This is a genomic window from Streptococcus mitis (genome assembly GCF_001074635.1).
In the GTDB taxonomy this organism is placed as follows: Bacteria; Bacillota; Bacilli; order Lactobacillales; family Streptococcaceae; genus Streptococcus; species Streptococcus mitis_E.
Map to the genome: position 1 here is coordinate 1 of NZ_JUQO01000219.1, position 11,564 is coordinate 11,564.

At 37.5% G+C, this 11,564-nt stretch carries 1 protein-coding gene; it reads right to left on the reverse strand.

What is annotated here, in order from left to right:
* Positions 1 to 11,397: YSIRK-type signal peptide-containing protein (locus tag ADI58_RS09285; RefSeq protein WP_049522387.1), on the reverse strand; the 11,397-nt coding region annotated here is incomplete at its 3' end.
* Positions 11,398 to 11,564: the final 167 nt, after the last annotated feature.

Here is an 11,564-nt window from a genome sequence, read left to right on the forward strand (position 1 = left end):
TTGTGCTGGATTTGCTACTGGTGTCTTAGCTGGTGTCACTGGTGTGAAGTCTTGGACATATTCAATATTAATTACTTGAGCCTCAGTAGTTAACTGAACAGTTCGGGTACCTTTTACTTTTAAAACATATTGTTTACCAGATTCTGTAAATTTTTCTATTGGTGTATAAGTAATACTTTCTCCATTTTGGTGTGTTACACCTATTATTGGAATCTCTTTACTGTTACCAACATTTACGCCATTTACTTGTGGTTGATATTTAACATCCGTTGACACCACTCCCACATACACCGTCAACGTATTACTTTTTCTTCCTTGACTATCAGTAGCCTTTAGAGTAACTGTATAATTCCCCGATGGTGTTGCTTGTCCTGGTGTTTCTGTTAAACCAGATACGATTTCAAGAGTTGTTGAGCCGTATGGTTTATTATTCGCATCTGCAGCATTATCTTCTGGATCTGTCACTGTTACTAACTCTGCTAGCATTTCTTTAGTGATGGTAGTTCCTGAGTCATAGACTTTACGATTTGTTTCGCTACTTGCATCTGTTCCTTTATGTGATAGAACAGGTGCTGTATTCGTCACACTAGCAACTTTCCACTTACCTGTCGCACTTGGCTCTTGTCCTGCTTCTGGTTGGTTATATACACGAATTCCTAATCCACTACCATATGATTCAGTGCTATCTCCGTTTGCATTTTCTTCTTTAATATGAAGTTTTGCCGTTCCGCTTTGTTCATTTAGAGCAATACGAATATTATTTTCTGAAGGATTAGCAGTGCTTGGAGTAGAAGTAATTGTTCCGACATATCCATTTGCATTCGTCACTGTTGCTGAATCAGTTCTTGTTGCTTCTGTATGCCATCCATCTGTTCCACGAACAAGTACAATACTGTTTGGCTTATCTCCTGTTTCTTGATTATTATGGAATCGCAATTCAACTCGTTTAGCATCATGTGGAACTGTAATATCAATATGCTTACTACCTGCAACTGTTGACGCTACTGAGTAATCTCCCATTTCAACTGCTTTATTATCACTTCTAGTTGAAACTGTTCCACCTGTGACTGTATTCTCCACTGTAATCGCTGGTGGCATTGTAGTTTCACCATTTTTAGCGACTGATTGACGAAGTTTTACATTTTTAGGAAGCGTAGCTGTCCAAGTTCCATCATTATTGATGGTTACTTCTCCGTTATTTTCACTAGATAGAACGGTATTTTTTTCATCATTTAAATAAACTTTGACCACTCTATTAGGGTCATTAAATCCGCCTAATGTACCACTCAATGTACGGCTAGTTGAAGTCACTGTTGTTGTATCAAAAGTTGGTTTTTGAGGAGTGACTTGTTCACTGTTGCTATTATTAGAAACTAAAGAATAAGCAGTTTGGACTTGCCTTGTTCCATTATCCGTTTTTTCTGTTTTTTGATAAGTTCCAGAAACAATCACATTAGCTGTCAATTGTTGACCTAAAGTAACTGGATTATTATAGTCAGTTTCAGTAAATGTTGTACTTTCTGTTCCTGCTACTACAGTTTTTTCTGCAACTACAGTGTCAGTAGCATCTTTTAATTGTACTTTTACAGTTGATCCTGTTGTCAACTGTGCAGTTGTTGGTAAATTGTTTACAGTAATCTCAGGTTTAGTGCCTGCCTTACCTTGGAATTGATTTGCAGTTAGTGTTGGTGCCTGTGGTTTGACAGCTAACGTTACTTTAATGTTTTGATCACTGTACCAGTGTTGAGTATCTCCACGTTGTTTTTCAACATTATTTCCATACCAAACATTAACGTTTTCTTCACGTTTTCCAATTTTATCCTGTGGTTTGTTCACTGGATTATAAGGGGTATATCCATTTCCCCATCCAATAACAGTACCATCTGGATTAGCTAAAGTACTACTTGGTTTTACATAGTCACTAGCATTTGTTTTTGCAAATGCACTACCGACTATTGTTTCTACAGAATCTTTTCCATCCTCATACTTCGCTTCATTTCCATAAGTCTTGAACGTTACAGTTTTTTCAAAAGTTCCTACCCCATTCGGATAAGTTACAACGATTGTTTTAGTTGTTGTACCTGCTGTTGTACTTGGACTAGCTGGATTTCCACCTTTAAATGTAATAGTTGTACCATCTGGTTTATTTCCACCTTCAAACTCTACATAGAAATCAGTTGCATCACCACCTGAAACTATCGTTGATGTCAACGGTTTCCCAACGATTTCATGGTAGGTATCCACTTCATTGCCGCCTACCTTACGAAGTGTCACTTTTGGATATATCGTTACTGGAATATCTACATTTATCGCGTTATAACCTTCCGCACTAACCGTTACAGTTTTTTTCGTATTCCCCGCTTCCGCTGTTGTAGGTCTAGAATCGTCTTTCCAAGAGGCAGTTAATCCAGCAGGCATTTCCACAAAGTTACTTGGAGTATCTACATTTTTGATTGTTCCGTCTTTAATCGCATAGATAGGTTTAGCTTTCACAGCAGCTATAGAGATTGTTTTCTCAGCTTTATTTCCATTTTTATCTAGGACTCTTACTGTAATTTCTTTTTTAGTAGCTGCGTTTATTGTTCCTTTTATTGATTTTGTTGTTGCATCGTAAGTTAGACCTGTTTCCCCATTTGGTGACGAAACTTTAATATTTGTATAGTCTACACCTACTCCTGCTCCATCTGATAAACCAAGAGGAAGACTGAACTCTTTTCCAACTTCTACAAGCGTATTGTTTATATCAATTGTTGGAATTTTGCGATCACCATCTTTAGAATTATTAGTGTCATTTTCATCACTTGAAACTTCTTGGGCAATTACTTTTGCTTGAATTTTTGTTTGATCTTTAACGACTTGATCTTTCAAGGTGATTTCACCAGTAGTTGGATTAACACTAATTCCTTCTTTCTCACCACTTGTGATATGCCATTGATTATCAGTTCCTTTAGTAGCGATAACCGTTGTTCTATCTTGAGGAGTTTTCGTCACATCCCCATTATCTTCTAATCGATTATTATCCGCTGGAGTGTATGTCACTTCCACTTTATTGACATTCGTTTCATTCGCTGGAGTTACTGTTACATTACCGTTATCTTCAGGAGTTACTGTTGGTTTTGTTGGTTTAACAAGGAATGTTACGTCTCTTTCGATTGACTCTGGAACAAAAGTTTTCACACCATTTATTGTATAGAAACCTGCTGTTGGGAATTTAACGACTGCTTTATAACCAGTTACTCTACCTGGTTCACTAAATGCTGTTTCTCTAGTTACCTCCACATTGTCTTTCTTCCATTTGAATGTCATTCCACTTGGATAAACTGTACGGTCTGGCGCTGTTGACACTGCTAATTTTACATAATCATGTGAATCTGTACCTAGTTTAGTACCTAAAGGAACTGTTTTTGTTTCTTCTTTTGGAATAGCGTCTTCAACAGTGTACTTAAATTTATAAGTTTCTGTATTTCCTGCAGCATCAGCTACAGTTACACTTGCTTCACGTGTTCCTGTAGTAGCATCCCTTGTTACTGCATCTGCATCTGTCACCGTTACATTCGTTCCATTAGTCATTGTTTCTGTTTTCTTGACACTTCGACCATTTGGAAGACCAGTGATATTAATAGAAGCTGTTTTTCCTGAATTATCATCCACTATGAATGTAGGATTAAACGTTGCACCTTTAAAGATAACAAAGCGGTTATCTTCAGCATTTGTTGTTAAAGCTACTGAATCGTTGTTTCCGAATTTAATTTTTACCGTCGGTTTAACATCTTCAATTTTCACTTTAACTGTTACAGTTTTAACCCTTGGATAGTTTGAAGCATAAGGTCCATGTGGATCAGCAACTAAAGTCACTCTTACCTGACGTTCTACTTCGGTTCCACCACGTCCTGTTACAGTACTGTTCACCCATTCATAAGTAGTTCCTTCTGGTAATTCTTTCGATCCATTAATTGGCATTACTGCCGCTTTTGCTTGGTCGGCCGTTAATGTATCCCCACTATTTGCTGTAACTTTCTCAGTATTAGCACCTACATCAAACACCGTATGAACAATTTCACCTTCACGTCTTAATTTTAACAATTCGTCTGTAGTCGTTGCAGAGTATCTACCTGTTGGATAAGTTGCTCCATAACTATATTTATACTCACCAACTCCTTTTGCGGTGTCTTTATTAAGTTCTCTAGCCATAATAGAGTCATCTTTAGCTTTATCAGCCTGAGTTAGCGGCGGTATATCTTTGAGTACTGTTCGCCCATTCTCTTCTACTTCTCTTTTTGCAAACCAATTCAAACCTTGTGCTAATCCATTGTTTATATAATAATCACCGTCATGGTACCATCTATATTTAGTAGCTCCTGCAAAATCATACACCTTATTAGCCATTGGGAATGATTTATACACTTTATACGGTATTACTTTAGTCGTTGTAGCACCATTCGCAAATGTAATAGTCGCTGTAGCTCGTTTTTCTTGGTAATCACCATTTACATTTTCCGTATCAAATGTAACATTAACTGTAGCACCGTTAGGTAACTCTTCTAATTGTCCACCTTCACCTTCATCTACTCGTACTAATGTTCTCTTATCATCATCCGTTAATTTTTCATGTTGGATAAAGTTAATTATTGGACGAACATTTAAGTTATATCCAACTTTGAAGAATCCTAGGCTTTCCTCTTCACTTCTATTCCCTGAAGTATCAGACGCTTGAGCTACTAACTCATAAGTTGCTGGATCAACAGTCTTAATTAGGCTGCCTAGTACTGTTTCTCCATTAGCAGTTGTTTTTTCTACTCCATTTTCAACTACTTGAGTTTTAACTCCATCTTTTTTCACCCAAACATTTAGACGTTTACGAACTTCGTTTGCTAATGTTGTCCCAGTTGTTGGAGTCGCTGTTCCTGTTGTTGAGGTAGTTGCTCCTGTTCCTAAATCATCACGGTCATAGTTATCTGTTACTTTTACAAGTGAAGATGCTGTGATAGAAGTATCTGTTAATCTTGGAGCATTATCTGCTGAAGCCCCCAATTCATTCGAATCTGAAGGTTCTACTACTGGTTTTACTGGATCGATTGGTACAAAGTATAAGTTTACAACGTTTGTTGTTGTATCTTTTGTTTCTCCATTACGTTCTGCTAGCGACCCTGCATTCACGTATTTTGGACGTAAGTATACTTGAGCTTTATGAATAGCTTGTTCACCATTCACGACATTATTTAATGTAAATCCTGGTAACCCATTTGCTGCCGCAATTGTTACATTTTGAAGATTTGTATCAGTTCCGCCGCCTTTACCTTGTTGAACTAGTTTGTTTGCAGAGTTACTTACATTTTGTCCTCCACTTAATGAACCACGGTCAACTAAGTCGATAACATTGATATAGTTTCCATCTTTAAGGAAGGTAGTACCAGACATACTAAAGCCGTCTTGTCGCCCTTCAGCTTTTGCTTTATTAACCCCTTGCGTTGCAACAAATGATGGATTTTCTGTATGGTTAACCGTCCAACCTTCGCGAAGATTTAATACTTTCAATACATCATTAAAGTTAAACGACTTACCTTTCGTTGCATCATAGTAATAAACTAAACTACGGTTACCATTCGTTGTACCACCTGTAGAATTATCTGACCATGCGAATCCTTTGTCTGTATCACGACCCGGAACTTTTAGTCCTTCGATATTTTCGAATTTATAGTCTTTTCGAATATCCGCAAAACGAGTAATAAAGCCTGTCGTTGTGTTTCCATCTTTTTTGTTTGGATTTGTTTGAAGCCAAGCACGTTTTTTATCTTTGGTAATTACAATTGCTCCACTATCAGAGATTTCAATATTTTCATCACTTAGATTTAGAGTTGGATTTGCATTTCGTAACGCAATACGAATACCAGTTTTCTCAGCATCGTTTAATTTTTGATCATTTGCTTGAATAATGCGGTTTGTAGCATTTTCCCTTACATCTAGTTTTGCTGTAACTTCTTTTTCATTACTATTTCCAGATAAAGTAGATACACCACGGTGCGTAACTTTTACTCTAGAATAAATTGTTTCGTCTGCTAAAAGACCATTAGGTCGAGATGTAGCATAATCGCTCGCGCGGAAAGTATATTCTGTTTCTCTACTTCCTTGTGCAAATGCATGTTCAGCTATTGGAGTATTTGGATCGCTATCGCTATAAAGTTGAATAGTACGAATTGCATTTTTATTTACCGTTCCAACATCTGCAGTACTTTCACCAATATTAACAATGTCTTTAACTTTAATATCAGGTTTTTCGCCTGCTTTACCGTAAAGAAGGTCTTCGCCACCATCAATTGTTGGTGCAGATGGATCTACGGCAACTAATAGTCTTCGCTCAATCGTTCTTGGAGTGAAGACTGTTCTTGAAGTACTATTTTCATTTGCAATATCTCCAACTTTATCACCTTCTCCAGCTCTAGTGAAATCTACATAAAGTTTTACTCCGTAGTGTCCCATCGCAACAGAAGCCCCTTTAGACTTATCTGCTGGATTAGATGAAATCACTTTATTTTCACTTCTATAACTTACCCCTTCTGGAAGATAGGCATATCCTCTATCCGTTTTGTTAGCCTCATCAATCACTTTCCAGTAATCTTTAGGATTGATATTCTTATCACCATGCGCTAGATTGAGTGACTGACCATTTCTAAGTCCGATAACATAACTCTTACCTGTTGCTTGTCCAGTATCGGCTGTCTCATATCCATTTTTAAAATCCATGTCCACAACACGGTATTTGAATTTCAATACACTCGTATCTTTTGGCCCATCACCTTGAACTGTCAATGTTGCTTCATATTCACCTAAATCCTGATTAGCAGGAACTACACCGCTAAATAATCTTGCAGTATATTTATGACTTTCGCTTCCTGTTTGGACTCCACCTGGGAAAGGTGTAGCTGTTGCATTCGTTGGCAACCCTGAAATTGTTACATTCGTGATTTTTCCTGAGTTATCCCATGCTTCTAGTTGTGGGTTAAAGTTAGCACCTCTAAACACTGTAAAGATTGGATCCCCAGCTGTTTGCCCAATTGAAATACCATTTAATGTTGCCTGAGGTTTTTCATTATCTGCTAAGTTAAATGTAACATTCTTTTTAATTTGTTTTGGTGCATAGATTGTAATACCATTCGCTGTTGTTTTACCATTTAATGCTGTATACGGGAATTCTACAATCGCTTCCTTCGTTACTGTTTGAGCTGAATTTGGTAATGTCGTGTTCTCAGTTTCATTATTTGCCCATAAGAACTTCATATTCCCTGGGAAATACACATCATCATTTGAAGTAGTTCCATTAAGTGTTGATGCCACAAATTGGTGAGAATCTCCAAGTTTACTTCCTGTAGCTACAGATTTTGGAGAATTTTTCAATAATACATCTGCAATAATGTATTGGAATTTATACTCTGCTGCATTTCCGTTTTTATCTCGAACTGACACGATTGCTTCACGAGTTCCTAGTGGTGTTTCAGGGGCTACAACTTGATTAGAGAACGTGATTTCTCTTCCGTTAGCAACCCCTGTATGAGCCACATCTCTATTACCTTGCTTATTAAACCAAACTCCATTTGGAATGTTTTTAATCATGAAGGTATCAGTTGTTCCTGAGTTATCCTCAACTCGGAAAGTTGGATTGAATGTAGCACCGCGATAAATCAAGAATTTATTATCAGTTGCTGTTTCAGTTAATTTTTTCCCATTCATCCAAACTTCAGGAGCTTGTCTATCAGGGTTTTTCGCTGTATCTCGTGCAGTATCACTTGTGTCACTGTTTAAGAATGTAGCTGTCGCTGTTACTGGAGATTGGTCTTTTACAGTTGGTTCTGTAATCGTAATTTTACCCGTTCTACTGTCTACTGTGATTCCGTCTGGACGCGTTCCTTGAATTGCCCATGAGTTCCCATCTTTTTTAGCGATAATCTCTTTAAGATTAGTTTGATTTGTAGGAACGTATTGGAATGTTACTTTATCTGTATCTCCTTGTGGAGTAATGCTTACTGTACCATCTTGAGGTCCAACTACAACAGGCGCTGTAGGTTTTGTACCTTTTGTAGGTGTTAATAATCGAGTTTGTCCATCTGGATAAGTTACTTTGATTTTATCCGTATTTCCTGCTGTTGTGTCATACTCAAACTTAACTCCAGCTTTTACTAAGTCTGGGTTAGCATTTTTAACACTTTCTAACACTTGATTTTTTACATCTGTTTTTATTGCACCATTTTGAACATCATTTCCTGTAATCATACGAACTGCTGGTTCATTTGGAACTGCTGATAGAAGTTTCACTGTTAGCGTTTTAGCTGGAGTTGCAGTATCTGTCCAGTTACCAGCTTTATCTTTGGCGTTTAACTTAACTGTTAATCCACCATTAGGAATTGTAGTTCCGTTTAGTTTAACTTTTAATAGAGCATTTACAGTTTTACCACCTGTTACTCCACCTTTAGCGGTAAATGCCGTAGCTCCAGAATTGTGGTCACCCGTAATACTATATTTTGCGTTTCCATTAGTCCCTGAAGAGAATGCATTCATTCCATCCCCTAATTCATCATCTTTGATTTGAACGTCTAGAGAAACTTCACCTTTATTATTTGGTGTTACGAATAATGTTACTTGGTTATTCGCTGGAGTTGTCGCTAATGGTTTCCCGCTTTCACCTACTTGAATTGTAGGAGCCATACCGTCAGCTAGAACTTCTTGCTCCGTTGATTTGTCAGAATGAACATCTGTATGTTTTCTATTATCGTAATCGTAGTAAGCAGCAGTTGGAATAATCGATTGAGCGTAGTATTTACCACTCTTAATTAACACATTATTAAAGACTGCATTCCCGCCACTATTTGCGTTTACAGTAGCAACTTTTTCTATTTTTTTAGCTCCATTTTCCATATATTCACGGAATAATGTAATTGGATAACCGTTTGTACCGTTTGATACCGTTAAGTTTTTCGTTTGTCCACGAGAATTTGCTATATTTTCTGTGAATGTAGGAGTTTTCGGCTGAATCGCAAACTTAATATTCAAGAAATCTGAAGATTTATCGGTAAATGTACGTTTTACTTTATATTCTACTAAACCTGGTTTATCAGCACCGTGCATCCCGATTTGAGAAGCTGATAATTTATTTCCCTCTTTATCGTAGAATTCGAATTTTTGCCCAGCAGTTGTCGCCTTAGTATTTGATGAAGGAGTATCACTTCCTTCTGGAGCAGTATATTGATGCATGTCAAAGTTACTGTTATAAGCACCCGAAGCATCATAACCTAAGATACCATCAGCTCTGAAAGGATTGTAGTCATAGTCACGTCCACCAAATCCATATGCTCCTTGAGGATATGCTGTATTATAGTGTTTTCCTTGTTTAATCAGGAAGGTACCATTTCCTACTACGTGTAGTGGGAATCTATCTGTATCGTCTTGGTCATAATCATGACGACCATGCCATTGTTCCGCTAAGATACGGCGTCCCCATTGTTGAACACGATAACCGGCTGCATAGTACAGTTTATCCATTCTCGTACGGTTCTCGTTAATCGTTTTAAACGAAATCGTATAGCTATCACGCCCGTGCAATTGGAAACGATAAACTTTACCGCCTCCTTCAGTGGCAGACATTATTTTTTCAAACATATTGTTTGATTTTTCTATTTCGTTATTAGCAGTTTCTAAACGACGAGTATAATATCCAGCATAAGCAGAACTTGTAGCTAATCCTTGTAAGCTTTCTTCCTCAGCTCCACCATTTCTTCTTACTACAATTTCTTTTCCTGTAAGGGTAGAATTTGGATGAATCATCTTAAGTCTACTTAATAAATCTCCAGAGCCGTCTACTTCTGCTTCGTTACCATTTTGAGCTGTTTTAACAACATTAATACTACTATTTTCTACTCTTTGTCCTTTCGGAATAGAGAAGAAGGCATAACCATCTTGTTGATCTTCATGGGCAGCATTAAAAGTAATATTCCATAAATACCCGCCATTAACTTCGGTTACCTCTTCGTATACTAAACGTTTAATATCTCTTACTGGCGAGTGATTCGCGTTATTTGCTACTAAACTCTCTGTAAATGTGTGGAATAAATACGTGTATTTATCGTATGGAGATGATCCTTTTGTCCCATCTTCATAGTAGTACTCTTTAGCAACGTTATAGTGAGCTTTGCTATCTCTAGAGGAATCTCTTTTGATATAACGGGGTTGCCCTGCTGAACGTTCTGTACGTCTAGACTCATCTCCTACCGAACGTTCAGTCTCTGGAACTGTAGGTTGTTCATTCAAAGGTTGCCCATTCTCATCTTGTTTACGCAAGAATCCTTCAGTAAAGTCACGAGCTGCTTTTAAGTTTGCTGTAGCAGCCGCAAAGTCTGCTTCAGATAGAACTGCATTTTCATCAGTAAGTCCAAGTTTTTCGTTCAACTTGTCGTAGTTATCTTTGATAGAAGCTACTTTAGCAACGTCTGCTCCATTGTCTTGTAAGTACTTAACAATTTTACGCATTTCTTCTGCTAATGCATAATTGTCCGTACCGTTTGTGTAGGTTGGTAATGCTTTCGGTGCAGTTTCTGCTTCTAGATTTGAACCACCAGCAGATTTTGGTTGAACATCTGTATTTCTTCCTCTTCTTCCTCGAGGACTTCTAGCAGGTGTTGTTATTTCTCTATTCGGAGCTTCTACCGTAGCACTGCGATTTTCTTCTGACGGTTTAGTCTCATCTCCTTTTTTAGCTACTTCTTGAACTGATTTAACAGCGTCTTTCACAAGAGTCACTTGTGAATCTATTTGTTCTTGTGTAGCATTTTTATCTTCTAAAACTTTTTTAGCTTCTGCAATCACTGCATTTAGCTTCGCTTTTTTAGCTTCATCAGTTATAGATGCTACTTTGCTTTCCAATTCCTCTAAAGCTGTTTTTAAGTCAGTAACATTTACTTTTTTAGCTTCAGTAGAGGTTACATCACCTTGTGCTTTGCCAGTAGTTACTGTAGGTATTTCTGTTTTCTCAGATACATTACTTGTTGTAGACTCAACATTTTCGCTATGATTTGATGAATCTGATACTACTGGATTTTCTACACTTGTAGTTCCTGTACTTATTCCAGCTCTTGTAGGAGTTGTCACCTCTGAAGTTGAGTTTGTAGTGGTAGCTTGATCATTAGGATCACCTGCTGACCCACTATCTCCCGACGAATCTCCTCCGCCACCAGCGGCTGTCTGATGTGTACTATTGGCTGTTGCAGGAGAGACGGCCATATCCGCCTTAGCTACTCCATTCGCAAAAAATATGAGCGCTGCAATCGCCACACTCGCAGCACCAAAATGGTACTTTCTTATAGAATAACGGTAAACTTTTTCACCATTATCGTCACGCTTTTTACCAAACATAAGTATATCCTTTCATTGTTTCAACTGATTAGCTAACACGCTTTGAAACATAATATCTCAACACTATATTAATACTTTCGCAGTGTAAAAGCAAGCATTTTCATAAAAAGTGTCCAAAATAAAAATACTACAACAATCGTGTTTATGAGCATTTTTCAAGAATTATA